This is a genomic window from Streptomyces sp. SD31, assembly GCF_052068475.1.
Classification (GTDB): Bacteria; Actinomycetota; Actinomycetes; order Streptomycetales; family Streptomycetaceae; genus Streptomyces.
On the sequence record NZ_JBQHCX010000020.1, the window covers coordinates 79,014 to 95,712 of the forward strand.

Below are 16,699 nucleotides of genomic sequence, written 5' to 3' on the forward strand. Positions count from 1 at the left end.
AGGCAACGCGTGGACGACAACCGCAGACTGCCCCTCGTCTACGTCCGGGGCTTCGCCGGCGGGACCCGAGGGATCGACAAGGCCGTGGACGACCCTTTCTACGGCTTCAACGAGGGCTCCACCCACGTCCGCGTCGGCGCGCACAACCAGCCGCTCTTTCACCAGTTCGAGAGCCCGCTGCTGCGCCTGCTGCGGGAGGAGGGCTACGAACTGCTCGTCAAGGGGAGCCAGGAGGCCTACCTCGTGGGCCACGCGGAGATTCCCGCCAACACCATCTGGATCCACCGCTTCTACGACCGCTCGGCGACGACGTGGGGCGGCAGCCCCCAGGAGTACCAGCTGGAGCACGCCGCCGCCGACCTGCTCGACCTGATCGACCGGCTGCGGGAGAAGAGCGGGGCCCCCGCCGTGATCCTCGTGGCTCACTCCATGGGCGGACTGATCTGCCGGTGCCTGCTGCAGAAGGTCCTGCCGGACCGGGGCCGCGCCGCCGCCGACTGTGTCGCGAAGTTCTTCACCTACGGCACCCCGCACGGTGGCATCGGCTTCGACGTCGGCGGCGGATGGGTGGAGCGGATCCGGGACACACTCGGCGTCCAGGGCGCCGACATCTTCGGCCCCCGGCGGATGTACGAGTACCTCACCCCACAGGCCGACCTGGACCCCGACGGCCCGCCCGCCGACTGGGACGCCCGTGTGATGCCCACGGGGCCGGGGGCGCTCCCCGTCGAGCGGGTCTTCTGTCTGGTGGGGACCAACCCGGCGGACTACGACGTCGCCCTCGGGCTGTCCTCCGCCGCCGTCGGGCCGCACAGCGACGGGCTCGTGCAGATCGAGCGGGCGTATGTGCCCGGCGCGCATCGGGCCTTCGTGCACCGCAGCCACAGCGGACGCTACGGCATGGTCAACTCCGAGGAGGGCTACCAGAACCTGCGGCGGTTCCTGTTCGGCGACACCCGGATCGAGGCGTCGCTGGTCGACTACCGGCTGTCCGACGACGAGGACGTCGTATGGCAGGCCGAGGCCCGGCTGTCGGTGCGCGGGCTGCCCGTGGTGATGCACGAGCGGCTCGCCGCCCACTGGTGCCCGATCCAGCTCGACGCGGCCCCGGACGGGCAGGAGGCGTCGGTGTCGCTGGCGACGACCTTCCTCAACAGCGGGCTGCGGCTGTCGACGGACGAGCCGATGCGGTTCATCCTCCAACTGCGGCTGATCTCCCTGCGTGAGCGGCACGGCATCCTCCGTCTCGGCGACCACTTGGAGCAGACCGCCGACTTCGCCGACACCCTCGTCATCGACGTGGGCACGCCGGAGGCCGGCCCCGGCATCTGGGCCGCCTGGAACTCGGACATCGAAGGCGCCATCCGCGACCACCGCGTCGCCGGAGAGCCCCGGATCGACGAGGACCCCACCCCCGGCCGCTGGGTCGCGCACATGGAACTGCCCACCACCGCCGCATCGCTCGTCGGCCGCGACGCGCGGATCCGGCTCGTCGCCACGCCCTGGACGTGACGCGGTGAGGGGCCACCGCGCTTCCTTGCCTCAGGCAATCCGCAGCTGAAGTGACCGTATGCCGAAGCCGCCGTCGACCGACGCGGTACCGGATGTCCTGCTCGTCGCCGGTGATCCCCGTACCTCCGAGCCGCTCTCGGCGATGCTGGAGCTCGCCGGCTACCGGACCGTCGCGGTGGACCGCGCCACCGAGGCCACCGTCCGGCTCACCGAGCGCCGGTTCGATCTGGTCATCCTCGATGTCACCCTGCCGGACACCGACGCGCTCAGGCACAGTCGCCGTCTCCTCGCCCCCGACCGCCCGACCGCCCGACCGCCCGGCCGTCCTGCTGGTCACCGGGAGCGTCGGACAGAGTGGCCGAAGTCCTCGCCCGCGCACGGCAGTTGGTACGGAGTGCGGAGCCCGCCGGATGGGGCGGCGCACTGCGCTACCGGTGCATGGCCCGCCGGTTCGCGGGGCTGTCGGCCGGGCCGGACGGTTCGCTGTTGCTGTCGGCCAGCGGGGAGGGGACGGTGCTGAGGCTTGCGCCTCGTTAGGACTCGGAGCCCAGCGAGCGCTCCTTCACCCGGGCCAGGTGCCGGGTGAAGACCTCACGGGTGTCGGGGGTCAACGTGCGCAGGGCTACGAGTGCGGTGATCACCACGTCGCACAACTCGCCCTGCACGTCCTCCCAGCTGTGCGTGACGCCCTTGCGCGGGTTTTGTCCCGTCGCCCCGATCACCGCCTCGGCGACCTCACCGACCTCCTCCGACAGCTTCAGCATCCGCAGCAGCATGCCCTCCTTGCCGTCGACGGACCGGTTGGTGTCGAGCCAGGTCCACAGGTCGTCGACGGATGCCCACAGGTCGGCGGTGGCGCCGGCGTTGGTTTCGGCGAAGGCGTCGGAACGGGCGGCCTGATCAGTCATGCGGGCAGCTTGGCACAGGGCCACCCGGGGCCCGGAAATTCCGTTGAGATGCCGCCGTACCTCGGGGAGGGTCTGGTGGCATGGAGTACTTCTGCTACCACCGCGACCGGGCCGGCTCCATCACCTTGCGCGAGGAGTTGCTGGAAGAGCACTGGTCCTACATGGACCAGTACGCGAAGGAGCTGATCGCCCGCGGCCCCACCTTCGCCGCCGACGGCGAGACGCCCACCGGCAGCGTGCACATCGTCGACCTGCCCGATCCCACCGCCGCCCGGGCGTTCGCCTTCGACGAGCCCAACTACCAGGCGGGCGCATACCGGGACGTGCTGCTGCGCCGGTGGCGCAATCTGCTGGGGCGCACCATGTGGGACTTCCCCGGTGGCCGCACCGGCGGCAACCGGTACCTGGTGCTCGGCCTCGGCGCGGGACAGCCCGCCGACCTCGCCGTGCCGGCCGACCGGGACGAACTGATCGCGTACGGCCCCCTGCTGTCCGACGACGGCGCCACCTGGCTGGGTACGGCCGCGCTGCTGCGGGCCCCGGACCCGGACACGGCACGCGCCGTCCTGACCGCGGACCGGTATGCCGGCATCGAGGTCCATGACTGGGAGTTCGGCGGGCGGCGGTGAACCCGTCTACTCCCCGAACAGCGCCTCCTGTTCGTCGAAGACTCCCGCCCCCTCCTCCTTCTCCGCCTTGTCCAGCCTCTTGTTCCGCACCCCCACCACCAGCGCCGTCACCGCGGCCGTCGCCGCCAGGGCCGTAGGAACCATCCAGCCCCGGTCGAGGACATGGCCGAGGGCGTGGTCGAGGGAGAGCCGGCCGGGGCCCGCGATCGCGAGGCCGGTCGCGGCCAGGGCGAGGGTGGCCGCGTACTCGTAGCCGCCCTCCTGGTTGAAGAAGCCGTTCGGGGCGTGCACCGCGGACGCCCCCGCCATCGCACCGGCCGCCGCCGCACCCGCCCCGGGCGTCGCGAGCCCCAGCGCCAGCAGTGTGCCGCCGCCGGTCTCCGCGAGGCCCGCCGCCGTCGCGCTCGCCTTGCCCGGCCGGTAGCCGACCGACTCCATGAACTGGCCGGTCCCCTCGATGCCGTGCCCGCCGAACCAGCCGAACAGCTTCTGCGTACCGTGCGCGGCCAGCACTCCGCCGGCACCCAGCCGGAGCAACAGCAGGCCCAGATCACGTCGGTCGTAAGCACTCACAGTGACTCCCGGAACAGACAGCATGAACAGGACCCCTCCCGCGTATCCACCGTCGCACCGACGACACCCGGTCGGCCTGCCCGCGCCGCCGTTCGGGTGGCGGGCCGACGGGGCCGGTGTGAGGCTGACCGTTATGACGATTCAGACGTCCAAACTCAGCGACCCCGCCGTGCGCGCCTTCGTCACCGCCGTCAACGCCCACGACCGCGAGGGCTTCCTGACCCTCCTCGCGCCCGGCGTGACCATGGCGGACGACGGCACCGACCGCGACCTCGCCGACTGGATCGACCGGGAGATCTTCTCCTCCAACGGCCACATGGAGGTCGACAAGGAGTCCAACCACGGCCGCGACCTCCTGACCCACTACCGCAACGACACCTGGGGCGAGATGCGCACGCGGTGGCACTTCGAGGTCGAGGACGACGGCAGGATCTCCCGCTTCGAGACCGGGCAGGCCTAGGGCCTGTCGTCAAATTCCCGCCTGCCCCGCGACGCCTGGCACGCACTCTCGACAGGCCCTAGCCGGCCTCGGTCACTGAGCACCCTCACCGTGAGGACTGTGCGGCAGCCGTTCCACGCACCGGTGCGTACCTCGCGGTCCCGCGCGAAGTCCACCCCCACCCGGTGATCGTGGAACGGCTGCCGCCTCCCCCCTCGGAGTGGCCTGCGGAAGCCCTGTGCTCCATATGTGAAGCTCTGGTGCAGGATGGGTCGAGCATAAGTCGCCGACCGGCCCTGATGCATCGGAACTTCACATTCCGCTTGTGCAAGTTGTGGAGGCGGCGAGAGTCCGGGGGCTTCTCAGCCACGCCCCACGTACGGCATCGCCGTCGCCAGCACCGTCGCGAACTGCACGTTCGCCGCCAGCGGTAGCTCCGCCATGTGCCGCACCGTCCGTGCCACGTCGGCGACGTCCATCACGGGCTCGGGCACCACCGACCCGTCGGCCTGCAGGGCGCCCGTCTGCATCCGCGCGGTCATGTCGGTCGCCGCGTTGCCGATGTCGATCTGGCCGACGGCGATGTCGTACGGCCGCCCGTCCAGCGACAGCGACTTGGTCAGGCCGGTCAGCGCGTGCTTGGTCGCCGTGTAGGCCACCGAGTGCGGGCGGGGCGTGTGCGCCGAGATGGACCCGTTGTTGATGATCCGGCCGCCCTGCGGGTCCTGCTCCTTCATCTGCCGGTACGCCGCCTGTGCGCACAGGAACGCCCCGTTGAGGTTGGTGTCCACCACATGCCGCCAGGCGTCGTACGGCAGCTCCTCGACCGGCACCCCGCCCGGCCCGAACGTCCCCGCGTTGTTGAACAGCAGGTCGACCCGCCCGAACCGCTCCACGGCGGCGGCGAACAGCGCGGCCACGTCCTCCGGTCGTGACACGTCCGTCCGTACGGTGAGGGAGGCGCTGCCGGGCACCAGCCCCGCCGTCTCCTCCAGCGTCTCGACGTGCCGCCCCGCGAGCGCCACCGACCAGCCCGCGCGCAGCAGTTCCACCGCGACCGCCCGGCCGATGCCGGAGCCCGCCCCGGTCACCACGGCGATCCTCGCGTCCGTCCTCGTGTCCGTTCGACTGTCGTTCATGAGCCCGCAGGGTACGTGAGGGTCCGCCATCCGGAACTCATCCATCCGCCATCCGGGTGTTGTGTACGCGCCAAGCGAGTGTCGTCCCAGGCCACTCCAATGCCTCATGCATCCATCAGGCAGGGGAGGACCGGATGACCATCACCAGACACGCGCCCCAGCACGCCCCCGATCTGCGCGCGGCCGCCCGCCACCTCGGCCGCCGCAGCTTCCTGACCGTGACCGCCGCGGCCGCCGCACTCGCCTTCGCCGTGAACCTGCCGGTCGCGGGCGCGGCGAGCGCCGCCGAGCTCGACGCCCGCCGGATCGACGACGACCCCTTCACCCTCGGCGTCGCCTCCGGCGACCCGCGGCCCGGCTCCGTCCTGCTGTGGACCCGCCTGGCCCCCGCTCCGTACGAGCCCGACGGCGGACTGCCCGCCGAACGGGTCACCGTGCACTGGGAGCTGGCGCACGACGAGAAGTTCAGCCGGATCGCCCGACGCGGCACCGCCTTCGCGCACCCCGAGTTCCACCACACGGTCCACGTCGAGGTCGGCCAACTCGACGCGGACCGCGTGTACTACTACCGCTTCCGCACCGGCACCTGGATCAGCGAGACGGGCCGCACCCGCACCGCGCCGCCCGCGGACGGCACGGCGAGCTCGCTGACCCTCGCGGCCGTCTCCTGCCAGGCGTACGCCGACGGCTACTTCACGCCGTACCGCCATCTCGCGCAGGACGACGTGGACGTCGTCTTCCACCTCGGCGACTACCTGTACGAGTACGCGGTCAACTCGGTCGGCGGCTACCGCAACTACACCGACCGCACGCTCCCCGCCCTCTTCAACCGCGAGACGGTGACCCTGGAGGACTACCGCCTGCGCTACGCCCTCTTCAAGTCCGACCCCGACCTCAGGGCCGCGCACGCCGCCCACCCCTTCGTCGTCACCTGGGACGACCACGAGACCGAGAACAATTACGCCGACGACACCCCCGAGAACAGCGTCCCGCCGGAGGAGTTCCTGCTGCGCCGGGCCTCCGCCTACCGCGCCTACTGGGAGAACCAGCCCCTGCGCAGCCCGCAGCAGCCCACCGGCTCCGACATGCGGCTCTACCGGCGCCTGCACTGGGGCCGGCTCGCCCAGTTCGACGTACTGGACACCCGGCAGTACCGCTCCAACCAGGCGTACGGCGACGGTGCCCAGATCCCCGGCCCCGACCTCGACGACCCGGCGCGCACGATGACCGGAGCGACGCAGGAGCGGTGGCTGCTGGACGGGTGGCACGCGTCGAAGGCGCTGTGGAACGTCGTACCGCAGCAGGTCACCTTCTCCCAGCGGAAGTTCGACCTCACCACGCCCGCACGGGTGTCGATGGACGCCTGGGACGGCTACCGCGCCTCCCGCCGCCGCGTACTGGACGGGGCGAAGGCCGCCGGCATCGAGAACCTGATGGTGCTCACCGGGGACGTGCACGTCGGGTACGGCTTCGACATCAAGGACGACTTCGACGACCCCGACTCCGCCACGCTCGGCACGGAGATCGTGGCCACGTCGGTCGCCAGCGGCCGGGACGGCGTCGACAAGCCCGCCAACTGGGACACGTACATGCAGGCCAACCCGCACATGAAGTTCTACAACGGGCGGCGAGGCTATGTGACCGTCGCGCTGGGGGAGGAGCAGGCGCGGGCCGACTTCAAGACGGTGCCGTACGTCACCACGCCCGGGGCGCCGGTCACGACGGCCGCGTCCTTCGTCACGGAGGCCGGGGAGCCGGGGCTCACGCCGGTGTGAGCGCGGGCGCGAGGTCCTCGCCGGAATCCTGGTCGGGGTCCTGAGCGGGCGCCTCGCCCGGGTAGCGGACGCCGATGCGGTCCCGGACCGCGTCGAGCGTCCGCATCACGGCGAGCGTGCCGTCGAGCGGGACCAGCGGCGACTCGGTCTCGCCGGCGCGCAGGGCCCGCATCACCTCGGCGGCCTCGTGCCGCAGGCTGCCCCGGGGCCCGTCGGCCGGGTCGGCCATGAACTCCTCGGGGTCACGGCCGTCGCGGTGCAGGACGAAGCGGTCCGGGAAGAAGAAGCCGTTCGGCACGTCGATCCGGCCGCCCGAGCCGGTGACCGACGCGGAGGTCGCCGTACCGCCGACGATGGAACAGTGCACCGAGGCCAGGGCGCCGCTGTCCCAGGAGAGCAGGGCGCCCGTCTGCAGATCGACGCCCTCCGCCGACAGCATCGCGCGCGCCGTCACGTCCGACGGCTCCCCGAGCAGCAGCTGGGCGAAGGAGACCGGGTACACACCGAGGTCCAGCAGCGCGCCCCCGCCTTGCGCCGGATCCCGCAGCCGGTGCGAGGGCGGGAAGGGACCGGCCAGCCCGAAGTCGGCCTGCACATGGCGTACTTCACCGACCGCGCCATCGTCCACCAGCGCCTTGAGCCGCCGGACGAGCGGGTTGCAGTACATCCACATGGCTTCCATCAGGAAGCTTCCGCGCGCCCTCGCCAGCGCGACCAGTTCCCCGGCCTCCCGCGCGTTCAGCGTGAACGCCTTCTCGCACAGCACGTTGTGCCCGGCCTCCAGACAGAGCCCGGCGGCCGCCCGGTGTGCCGAGTGCGGGGTGGCGACGTACACGACATCGATGTCGCCGTCCTGGGCGAGCGCGTCCCAGTCGCCGTACGCCCGTGGTATCCCGAACCGCTCCGCGAACGCGTCCGCCGAGGCCTGGGTCCGCGAGGCGACGGCCACCACCTCCGCGTCCGGCATATCGACCAGATCCGCCGCGAACGTGGCGGCTATCCCACCGGTCGCCAGGATCCCCCACCGCACGCTCTGCTCCGCCATGGCGGCCCCGCCCCTCGCTCGTGTGACCCTCGGCACTCCGTACGAGCTGAGAGCATAGAGGGCGGATCACTCGGAGAGGGAGGGGCGCATGGGCGACCTTGGGGGCCAGGCACAGGACGTGCCGCAGTCGGCCATACCGAGCACACGGAAGACGGAGCAGCAGCCCCCTCCTCCCCGCTCCCTCCGCCGCACCGGCCTCCTCGTCACCTTCGTCCTCGGCGGCCTGACCGCCACGCCCCCGCTGGCGATGGACATGTACCTCCCCGCGCTCCCGGAGGTCACCCGCTCCCTGCACGCGCCCGCCGCGACCGTCCAGCTCACGCTCACCGCCTGCCTGGTCGGCATGGCGCTCGGGCAGCTGGTGGTCGGCCCGATGAGCGACCGATGGGGCCGCAGGCGCCCGCTGCTGGCGGGCCTCGCCGTGTACGTCGTCGCCACCGCACTCTGCGCGTTCGCGCCCACCATCGAGTTCCTGGTCGCCTTCCGGCTGGCGCAGGGCCTCGCGGGCGCGGCGGCGATAGTGATCGCGCGAGCGGTGGTACGAGACCTGTACGACGGCGTCGCCATGGCCCGCTTCTTCTCGACCCTCATGCTGATCTCGGGCGTCGCCCCGATCGTGGCCCCGCTCATCGGCGGCCAGATCCTGCGGGTGACGGACTGGCGGGGCGTGTTCGTCGTGCTCACGGTCGTCGGGGTGCTGCTCGCCGGGGTCGTCTGGCGCAAGCTCCCCGAGACACTGCCGCCGGAGGACCGGCACCGCGGCGGGGTCGGCGAGGCGCTGCGCGCCATGCGGGGCCTGCTCGCCGACAGGGCCTTCGCCGGGTACACGCTGGCGGGCGGGTTCGCCTTCGCTGCACTCTTCGCCTACATATCGGCGTCGCCCTTCGTGATCCAGGAGATCTACGGGGCCTCGCCGCAGACCTTCAGCCTGCTGTTCGGGCTCAACTCGGTCGGCCTTGTGGTCGTCGGCCAGATCAACGGCAAGGTGCTCGTCGGGCGGGTCAGCCTGGACCGGGTGCTGGGCGTGGGCCTGGCGATCGTCGGCCTGGCGGCGACGGCGTTGCTGCTGATGTCGCTCGGCGTCTTCGGCGAAGTCGGACTGGTCCCCGTGGCCGCCGCTCTCTTCGTCCTGATGTCGGCGATGGGCGTCACCCTCCCCAACACCCAGGCACTCGCCCTGCTCCGCACCCAGCACGCCGCCGGGTCCGCCTCCGCGCTCCTCGGTACGTCCTCCTTCCTCATCGGCGCGATCGCCTCGCCCCTCGTGGGCATCGCGGGGGAGGACACCGCCGTCCCGATGGCGGTCGTCCAACTGGCCGCAGCACTGGTGGCGCTGGCCTGCTTCATGGGAATGTGCCGTCCCTGGAACGGACGTACGGATGCGGAGGGAGCAGAGAACTGAGCGCGCCGAGACTGCGCGGGGACACGCCGGAAAGGGCCGGACTCGACCCCGAGGAGATCCGTCGCCTCGTCCGAGAGGTCCACGACCTCACCACCGGCCCGCGCCCCTGGGCAGCCGGGACCGTGCTGGTCGTCGGGCGGGGGCCGTACCTCGCCGTCGAGGAGGCGGCGGGCTGGGCGGTGCGGTACGCCGCCTACGACGAGGAGAAGGACGCCGGGGTGGAACTGCCGCCCGAGGCGCAGGTCCCGATGACCACGGACACCCCCTTCGATCTGGCCTCCCTCACCAAACTCTTCACCTCGGTCGCCGCCGTGCAGCAGATCGAGCGCGGCACGCTCGGCATCGACGCGCGGGTCGGGGCGTATCTGCCGGACTTCCGCGGGGCCGCCCGGCACGACGTCACGGTGCGTCAGCTGCTCACCCACACCTCCGGGCTGCGCCCCGAACTCCCGCTGTACGACTGTGCCGACGACGCCGAGCGGCTGGAGCGGCTGCGGGCGGAAGTGCCGGTCGGGGTGCCCGGCACATACTGCTACTCCGACCTGAACCTGCTCCTCCTCCAGCACGTCCTGGAACGCATCACGAGCCGCACACTCGACGTCCTCGTCCACGACGGCATCACGCGCCCGCTGGGCATGACCGCGACCCACTTCGGCCCCTGCCCCGGGGCGGCGGCGACCGAGGACCAACGGCGTCCCTGGGCCAAGGCGGACCGGGGGATGCTGCGGGGGGCCGTCCACGACGAGAACGCCTGGGCGCTCGGCGGTGTGGCCGGCCACGCGGGTCTGTTCTCGACCGGCCGCGACCTCGCGGTGTTCTGCCGCGCCCTGCTCTCCGGCGGCGCCTACGGCCCCGCCCGCATCCTCGGCCCCGACTTCGTGGAGCTGCTCCTGACCCCGCCGGGGCTGGGCTTCGCGGTCGACCAGCCGCGGTTCATGGGGGAGCTGGCGGGGCGGGGGGCGGCGGGGCACACCGGGTTCACGGGGACGTCGCTGGTGCTGGATCCGGTGACGGACGTGTTCCTGGTGCTGCTGGCGAACACGGTGCATCCACGGAGACGGACACCGGACAGCGGGCCGCGGGCGAGAGCGGGGACGCGGGTGGCACGGGCGGTACGGGAGCTGTAGCGACACCGCGTTTTTCGCCCCCGCATGAAGGGACGGGACGGGTAGGGGCGGCGGGGGCGATAAAAGCCGAGGCCGACCCCGACGCCGCGCGCCCTCGTAGAATCGCCGGGTGAACGCCCCCGTATCCCCGGCAGACGCCCTCCGCAGCAGTCTCGCCACCCTCCTCGACGGCCTCCCACCCCGCCAGGCCACCCAAGCCGTCGACCGGCTGATCGCCAACTACCGGGGCACCACCCCCACCGACGCCCCCATCCTCCGCGACCGCGCCGACGTCGCCGCCTACGCCGCCTACCGCATGCCCGCCACCTTCGAGGCGGTCCACTCCGCACTGGAGGCATTCGCCGAAGCGGTACCGGACTGGACCCCCACCAGCCACACCGACGTAGGCGGCGGCACCGGCGCCGCGACCTGGGCCGCCACCGCCACCTGGCCCGGCGAGCGCAGCGTCACCGTGCTCGACTGGGCCGAGCCCGCCCTCGCCATCGGCCGGGAGATCGCCACCGCCAACCCGGCCCTGAAGGACGCCCGCTGGCAGCGCACCCGAATCGGCTCCGCGCTCACCCTCGACCCCACCGACCTCGTCACCGTCTCCTACGTCCTCAACGAGCTCACCGCCCCCGACCGCACCGCCCTCCTCGACACCGTCGCATCCGCCGCCCAGGCCGTCGTGATCGTCGAACCCGGCACCCCCGACGGCTACACCCGCGTCATCGAGGCCCGCGACCGCCTGATCGCCGCCGGCTTCCACGTCGCCGCCCCCTGCCCGCACAGCGCCGCCTGCCCCATCGCCCCCGGCACCGACTGGTGCCACTTCTCGGCAAGGGTCAGCCGTTCCTCCCTGCACCGCCAGATCAAGGGCGGTTCCCTCGCCTACGAGGACGAGAAGTTCAGCTACGTCGCCGCCACCCGCCTCCCGGTCACTCCGGCCCCGGCCCGCGTCGTACGCAAACCCCAGATCCGCAAGGGCCAGGTACTCCTCGACCTCTGCGAAACCGAGCCCTCCCTACGCCGCACCACGGTCACCAAACGCCACGGCGACCTCTACAAGGCGGCCCGCGACGCGGCCTGGGGCGACGCCTGGCCACCGGCAGCACAGGACAGGTGACGCCGCCGCCCCCGGCCTCATTCCGAGGCCGCACCGTCCCTGGCCCCACCCACCCGCTGGGGACTCCATCTCTTGACGCCGGCGCGCGTCATTGAGCCCGTCCGGCGTTTGAGGCCGAGGCCGCACCGTCCCTAGCCCCCACCCACCCCCTGGGGGCTCCATCTCTTGACGCCGGCCCGTTCCATCCAGCCCGTCCGGCGTTCGAGGCCGAGGCCCGTTCAGGGCCGGAGCGGGGGTCTGGGGGCCGCAGGCCCCCAGGGAGCGGGGTCGAAGGGGCGGAGCCCCTGGAGGATGGGACGGGTAGGGGCGGCGGGGGCGAAACTCCCGTGGCCGACCCCACACGTGGCGAGACGCCCCGTCTCACCCCCTTGATACCGTCGGCACATGGTCAAGCAGCCCGCACCCAACTCCACCCGCCGCAGCGAACGATCCCGCCGAGCCATCTACGACGCCGCCCTCGCCCTCGTCGCGGAAGTCGGCTACCCGAGAACCACCATCGAGGGCATCGCCGCCCGCGCAGGCGTCGGCAAGCAGACGATCTACCGGTGGTGGCCGTCGAAGGCGGAGGTGCTGATGGAGGCGTTCCTCGACCTCGCGGAACAGGCCGCGCAGGAAGCCGGGCAGGAGCCGTACGTCATCCCGGACACCGGAGACCTCGCGGCCGACCTGAAGGCCGTACTGCGCCTCACCGTCGACCAGCTGAAGGATCCCCGCTTCACCGCCCCGTCCCGCGCCCTCGCCGCGGAGGGGCTGGTCAACGAGCAACTCGGCCGGGAGTACGTGGACAAGCTCCTCGCACCCTCGCTCCAGCTCTACGTCGACCGGCTGCGCTCCGCACAGGAGGCCGGCCAGGTGCGCCCCGACCTCGACCCGCGCATCGCGCTCGAACTCTTCGTCTCGCCCCTCGCCCAGCGCTGGCTCCAGCACACGGGCCCGATCTCGTACGAGTACACCGACACCCTCGTCGACTACGCCCTGCACGGTCTCGCCCCGCGCTGAGCCCCCCACGCACCAGGGGGGTAAATCCCGCCAAAGCGCCCCATGCCCCCTGATCCAGGTGCCGTGTACGCCTCGTCCCACCTACCCCGGTTGTCCGCTACGGCCCCCCGGAGCGCACGATGGTGGGACCATAGGGCATGCTGTTCCGCACGACAGCGAGGCGAGGGGATAGATGAGCGCGGAGTTGGGCGGCCGGACCGGCCTGCGGGGCAAACTCTCCCAGTGGCTGCGCGGACGCCGCCCGAAGGACACCGCCGCGGACGACGGCGGCCGGGAGGCCCTGCTGGTCGCCGCCGCCGCGACAGGACTGCCGCTCGCGCCCGCCGCGCACCCCGCCCCGGGCTACCGATGTTCCTGCGACCGTGTCGGCTGTCCCACGCCCGCCCGGCACCCCGTGTCCTTCGCCTGGCAGACGCAGTCCACCACCGACCGCGCCCAGATCGAGCGCTGGGCCCGCCACCAGCCCGAGGCCAACTTCATCACCGCGACCGGCATGGTGCACGACGTCCTCGACGTACCGGTCGAGGCGGGGCGCGAGGCGCTGAAGCGGCTGCTCGCCTCCGGCATCGAGGTCGGCCCGGTCGCCGAGAGCGACGACGGCCGGCTGCTGTTCTTCACCCTCACCCGCGGCACCCCCGAGGACGAGGACGAGTGGTGGCCCTGCGAGCTGGACTGCCACCCCGAGACCATGGACGAACACCCCGGACTGCGCTGGCACTGCCGCGGGTCCTACGTCCTCGTACCACCCGCGCGGCTGCCCGGCGACGGCCAGAGCGTGCACTGGGTGCGCGGGCTCGAACACCCGCTGCCCGATCCGCTGACCCTGCTGGAAACCCTCACCGACGCCTGCGCCCGCCACGCCGGCCAGGAGCCCGACCACCACGTCCCCGCGGCCTGGCCCCTGCGCCACTGAGGTGCAACTGAGGCGCCGCAGCGGGCGGCGCTACTCGCCCTTCGCCGACGTCAGGCCCTGGGTGCGGCCGATGACCTCCACCTTCCCCGAGCCCTTCGGGTCCAGGGCCACCTCGTTCGAGATGATCTCCATCGTCAGCGACTGCTTTATCTCGCCCTTCGTCAGCGCCTCCACCCCCTTGCCCGGGGAGGGGACGCTGGTGCCCGCATAGGCCGTCCGCTTCTCGTAGTAGCGCGTGGTGAAGAACACCATCGCGCCGCCGTCCGTGGTGCGCAGCGCCAGCGGGGCGTAGTCGCCGCTCGTCAGCGGCTCGTCGATGAACTGGCTGACCAGGCCCGGCCGCTTGGCGGCCTTCTCCCGGTCGGCACGCCACCCGCTGGTGTGGCGGCCGGGCGCGAAGACGCCCTTGCCGTCCTTGAGGTAGGCCGCGTAGTTCTTGCTCAAGTCCGCCGGTGGCACGGCCAGTTCGGTCGAGTTCGCGGGGACGGCCTCGGCCCAGCCGTCCTTGTCGGTCTTGAACTTCGGTACGTCGCCGGGGGCCACCAGCGTCAGATACGCGGCTTCCCACGGCTCGTTCAGGCCGCCCCGGGTGAACACGAAGATCCAGCGCGCGCTGCCGTACTTGTTGCCGGCCGCGTCGGCCACGAACCAGCGTGGCCAGCCCGCCTTCTTCGGGATCGTGTACTTGACGTCCGACAGCACCAGCGGGGTGTGCGCCGAGTTGCCGCCGGGGTTGAGCGCCTTGCCCGCCTTCAGCCGGGCGCTGTCGATGTCGCTCAGGGCCCCGGTGACGTAGTCGGCGTCGAGAGAGCTGTCGTACGCCTTGTCCGCCTTGTTGTACGCGGTTGTGAACTGTTGGAGCGCCTTGGCGGCCTCCCCCTTGGTGGCCGAGGGGAGAATCTCCTTCTCCCCGTGGACCACCACGCATCCGCTCGCCGTCAACGACAAAGCGGTCACTGAGGCCGCTATCAGTGCGCTCCGGTCAAGCCTGCGGAGCTTTCGAGGGCCGCGATCCCTGCTCATCAGGTTGCTTCACCTTCCCCTTCCCGGAGGCGAACCCTACCGGGGCCAGGAACAGCGCGAGCGTCGGGATCAGGTACAGCAGCCACACTGTGACCTGGAGGACGGTCGGGTCCGGCTGGAAGTTGAACACGCCCTTCAGCAGGGTGCCGTACCAACTCGACGGATCGACGGTGTCGCTGATGTCGAAGGCACGGTTGCTCAGGCCCGGCAGCCAGCGCGCCTCCTGCAGGTCGTGGAAGCCGTACGCCAGCACGCCCGCCGCCACGACGACCAGCATGCCGCCGGTCCAGGTGAAGAACTTGGCGAGGTTGATACGCAGCGCGCCCCGGTAGAACAGCCAGCCCAGGACGATCGCCGTGGCGATGCCGAGGGCGACACCGATCAGCGGGCGCGGGCTGCCGTCGCCGGCCGCGCGCACCGACGCCCACACGAACAGGGCCGTCTCCAGGCCCTCCCGGCCGACCGCCAGGAACGCGGTCGCCACCAGCGCGCCCGTGCCCATCTGCAGGGCCGCGTCCAGCTTGCCGTGCAGCTCCGCCTTCAGGTGCCGGGCGGTGCGCCGCATCCAGAACACCATCCAGGTCACGAGGCCCACCGCGAGGAGCGACAGGGAGCCGCCGAGCGCCTCCTGTGCCTCGAACGTCAGCTCCTGCGAACCGAATTCGAGCGCGCAGCCGAAGCCGAGCGCGAGGGCGACCGCGACACCGATGCCGATCCAGATGGGCTTCAGTGCGTCCCGGCGTTCCGTCTTCACCAGGTAGGCGATGAGGATGCACACGACGAGGCTGGCCTCCAGCCCCTCGCGCAGGCCGATCAGATAGTTGGAGAACACAAGTCCTCACGCCTCCTTGGAGAACAGGGTGCTGCCCCACCAGTCGTCCTTGTCGCGGACGCCGGGCGGGACCGCGAAGAGCGCCGAACCCACGTGCTGGATGTACTCGTTGAGCGAGTCGAGGGCCAGATTGCGCTGGATGCGGATGAACCCGGTGCGCGGGTCCTTCTGGTAGGCGAGGAAGAACAGGCCCGCGTCCAGCCGCCCCAGGCCGTCGGTGCCGTCGGTGAAGGAGTAGCCGCGGCGCAGGATCGTCGCCCCGTCGTTGGAGTCGGGGTGCGCGAGCCGGACGTGCGCGTCGGGCAGCATCGCCTTCAGGAACGGCTCGTCGCGCTCCTTGGCCTTGCCGACCGGGGCGCCCTCGCCCTTGTCACGGCCGAAGATGTCCTCCTGCTCCTGCAGGGAGGTGCGGTCCCAGGTCTCGATGTGCATGCGGATACGGCGGGCGACGAGGTAGGAGCCGCCGGCCAGCCACGCGGGACCTTCCTTCCCGTCCACCCACACGAACTTCTTCAGCCGGTCCGTCTCCGTCCCCGCGATATTGCGGGTGCCGTCCTTGAACCCCATGAGGTTGCGCGGGGTCTGCTCGTCGGGGGTCGTGGAGGAGGTCTTCCCGAAGCCGAGTTGGGACCACTTGATGACGACCTTGCCGAAGCCGATCCGGGCCAGGTTGCGGATCGCGTGCACGGCGACCTGGGGGTCGTCCGCGCAGGCCTGGATGCACAGGTCGCCGCCGCTGCGGTTCTTGTCGAGGTTGTCGCCGGCGAACTTCGGCAGCTCGACGAGGGCTTCGGGGTGGGCGTCCGCGATGCCGAACGCCTCCCCGTACTTCTCGAAGAGCGAAGGACCGAAACCGATCGTCAGCGTCAGCCGCGACGGCTTCAGGCCCAGCGCCTCACCGGTGTCGTCCGGCGGCGCCTCGGCCAGGCCGCCGTACGCCCCCTCGCCGACCGCCTGCCCGGCGGTCATCCGGCGCGCGGCCGCCGTCCAGTCCTTCAGCATCTGCACGAACTCGGCGCGGTCGTCGGTCTTCACGTCGAACGCGGCGAAGTGCAGCCGGTCCTGCACGGGGGTGGCGATGCCGGCCTGGTGGTCACCGTGAAAGGCGATGGCGGCGCCCGTCGCGGCGCCGGCGGGGGCGGAGTCGCCCGCGGAGTCGCCGTCACGGGTCATCGCCACGGTGCCGCCGGCCGTGACGGCACCGAGCGCGAGCCCGGCACCGCCCCAGCCGATCAGCGCACGCCGGGACGGGGACTGCGGGGTCTCGGTCATGAGGGT

17 protein-coding genes and 1 pseudogene are annotated in these 16,699 nt (G+C 71.8%); 11 read left to right on the plus strand and 7 right to left on the minus strand.

Annotated elements, in window-relative coordinates:
* Positions 1-9 precede the first annotated feature (9 nt).
* The 3 genes and pseudogenes from ACTMVF_RS35065 to ACTMVF_RS35075 all read left to right on the plus strand — a co-directional run bounded on the left by ACTMVF_RS35065 (position 10) and on the right by ACTMVF_RS35075 (position 2,049).
* The gene (locus tag ACTMVF_RS35065; protein WP_441275092.1) at positions 10-1,512 is read left to right on the plus strand and encodes an esterase/lipase family protein; all 1,503 of its coding nucleotides are present in this window, start codon (positions 10-12) and stop codon (positions 1,510-1,512) included.
* Positions 1,513-1,570: 58 nt separating this feature from the next.
* Positions 1,571-1,789 (plus strand): annotated as a pseudogene (locus tag ACTMVF_RS35070) (response regulator); the annotation flags it as partial.
* Positions 1,790-1,866: 77 nt separating this feature from the next.
* Positions 1,867-2,049 carry a hypothetical protein gene (locus ACTMVF_RS35075; RefSeq protein ID WP_441275213.1) on the plus strand — a complete coding sequence of 61 codons (183 nt, stop codon included), beginning with the start codon at positions 1,867-1,869 and terminating at the stop codon, positions 2,047-2,049.
* Here ACTMVF_RS35075 and ACTMVF_RS35080 read toward each other — a convergent pair.
* A complete protein-coding gene (locus tag ACTMVF_RS35080; protein WP_441275093.1) occupies positions 2,046-2,420 on the minus strand; it encodes a MazG-like family protein in 375 nt (124 codons plus the stop codon). The genes ACTMVF_RS35075 and ACTMVF_RS35080 overlap by 4 nt on opposite strands.
* 80 nt (positions 2,421-2,500) lie before the next feature.
* Between ACTMVF_RS35080 and ACTMVF_RS35085 the strand changes: the two genes are divergently transcribed.
* Positions 2,501-3,049, plus strand: coding sequence for a YciI family protein (locus ACTMVF_RS35085; RefSeq protein WP_441275094.1), 549 nt, complete (start codon positions 2,501-2,503; stop codon positions 3,047-3,049).
* A gap of 6 nt (positions 3,050-3,055) precedes the next feature.
* On the opposite strand, the gene ACTMVF_RS35090 is transcribed toward ACTMVF_RS35085, so the two are convergent.
* The gene (locus tag ACTMVF_RS35090; RefSeq protein ID WP_441275095.1) at positions 3,056-3,622 is read right to left on the minus strand and encodes a DoxX family membrane protein; all 567 of its coding nucleotides are present in this window, start codon (positions 3,620-3,622) and stop codon (positions 3,056-3,058) included.
* 133 nt (positions 3,623-3,755) lie between these two features.
* On the opposite strand from ACTMVF_RS35090, the gene ACTMVF_RS35095 reads away from it, so the two are divergent.
* On the plus strand, positions 3,756-4,082 hold the full coding sequence (locus tag ACTMVF_RS35095; protein WP_441275096.1) for a nuclear transport factor 2 family protein: 327 nt from the start codon (positions 3,756-3,758) through the stop codon (positions 4,080-4,082).
* A gap of 341 nt (positions 4,083-4,423) precedes the next feature.
* On the opposite strand, the gene ACTMVF_RS35100 is transcribed toward ACTMVF_RS35095, so the two are convergent.
* A complete protein-coding gene (locus tag ACTMVF_RS35100) occupies positions 4,424-5,200 on the minus strand; it encodes an SDR family oxidoreductase (RefSeq protein WP_441275097.1) in 777 nt (258 codons plus the stop codon).
* A gap of 134 nt (positions 5,201-5,334) precedes the next feature.
* Between ACTMVF_RS35100 and ACTMVF_RS35105 the strand changes: the two genes are divergently transcribed.
* Entirely contained in the window at positions 5,335-6,975 is a 1,641-nt protein-coding gene (locus ACTMVF_RS35105) for an alkaline phosphatase D family protein (RefSeq protein ID WP_441275098.1), read from the plus strand.
* Here the strand turns inward: ACTMVF_RS35105 and ACTMVF_RS35110 are convergent.
* A complete protein-coding gene (locus ACTMVF_RS35110) occupies positions 6,962-8,020 on the minus strand; it encodes a Gfo/Idh/MocA family protein (protein WP_441275099.1) in 1,059 nt (352 codons plus the stop codon). The genes ACTMVF_RS35105 and ACTMVF_RS35110 overlap by 14 nt on opposite strands.
* Positions 8,021-8,108: 88 nt before the next feature.
* On the opposite strand from ACTMVF_RS35110, the gene ACTMVF_RS35115 reads away from it, so the two are divergent.
* The 5 genes from ACTMVF_RS35115 to ACTMVF_RS35135 all read left to right on the plus strand — a co-directional run bounded on the left by ACTMVF_RS35115 (position 8,109) and on the right by ACTMVF_RS35135 (position 13,566).
* Positions 8,109-9,422, plus strand: coding sequence for a multidrug effflux MFS transporter (locus ACTMVF_RS35115; protein ID WP_441275100.1), 1,314 nt, complete (start codon positions 8,109-8,111; stop codon positions 9,420-9,422).
* The gene (locus ACTMVF_RS35120) at positions 9,374-10,549 is read left to right on the plus strand and encodes a serine hydrolase domain-containing protein (protein ID WP_441275101.1); all 1,176 of its coding nucleotides are present in this window, start codon (positions 9,374-9,376) and stop codon (positions 10,547-10,549) included. Before ACTMVF_RS35115 ends, ACTMVF_RS35120 begins: the two co-directional genes overlap by 49 nt.
* A gap of 109 nt (positions 10,550-10,658) precedes the next feature.
* Positions 10,659-11,654 carry a small ribosomal subunit Rsm22 family protein gene (locus ACTMVF_RS35125; protein ID WP_441275102.1) on the plus strand — a complete coding sequence of 332 codons (996 nt, stop codon included), beginning with the start codon at positions 10,659-10,661 and terminating at the stop codon, positions 11,652-11,654.
* Positions 11,655-12,038: 384 nt separating this feature from the next.
* Positions 12,039-12,653 (plus strand): TetR/AcrR family transcriptional regulator, encoded by a 615-nt coding sequence (locus ACTMVF_RS35130; protein WP_441275103.1) that lies wholly within the window; start codon positions 12,039-12,041, stop codon positions 12,651-12,653.
* 172 nt (positions 12,654-12,825) lie between these two features.
* Positions 12,826-13,566 (plus strand): bifunctional DNA primase/polymerase, encoded by a 741-nt coding sequence (locus ACTMVF_RS35135; RefSeq protein WP_441275104.1) that lies wholly within the window; start codon positions 12,826-12,828, stop codon positions 13,564-13,566.
* A gap of 30 nt (positions 13,567-13,596) precedes the next feature.
* Here the strand turns inward: ACTMVF_RS35135 and ACTMVF_RS35140 are convergent, their stop codons facing one another.
* The 3 genes from ACTMVF_RS35140 to efeB are packed head-to-tail and all read right to left on the minus strand — an operon-like array spanning position 13,597 to position 16,693.
* Positions 13,597-14,589 (minus strand): hypothetical protein, encoded by a 993-nt coding sequence (locus ACTMVF_RS35140; protein ID WP_441275105.1) that lies wholly within the window; start codon positions 14,587-14,589, stop codon positions 13,597-13,599.
* The gene (efeU, locus tag ACTMVF_RS35145) at positions 14,549-15,421 is read right to left on the minus strand and encodes an iron uptake transporter permease EfeU (protein ID WP_441275106.1); all 873 of its coding nucleotides are present in this window, start codon (positions 15,419-15,421) and stop codon (positions 14,549-14,551) included. The genes ACTMVF_RS35140 and efeU overlap by 41 nt, the downstream gene beginning before the upstream one ends.
* Positions 15,422-15,427: 6 nt before the next feature.
* Complete coding sequence (gene efeB, locus ACTMVF_RS35150; protein ID WP_441275107.1) at positions 15,428-16,693, minus strand: iron uptake transporter deferrochelatase/peroxidase subunit; 1,266 nt, start codon at positions 16,691-16,693, stop codon at positions 15,428-15,430.
* Positions 16,694-16,699 lie beyond the last annotated feature (6 nt).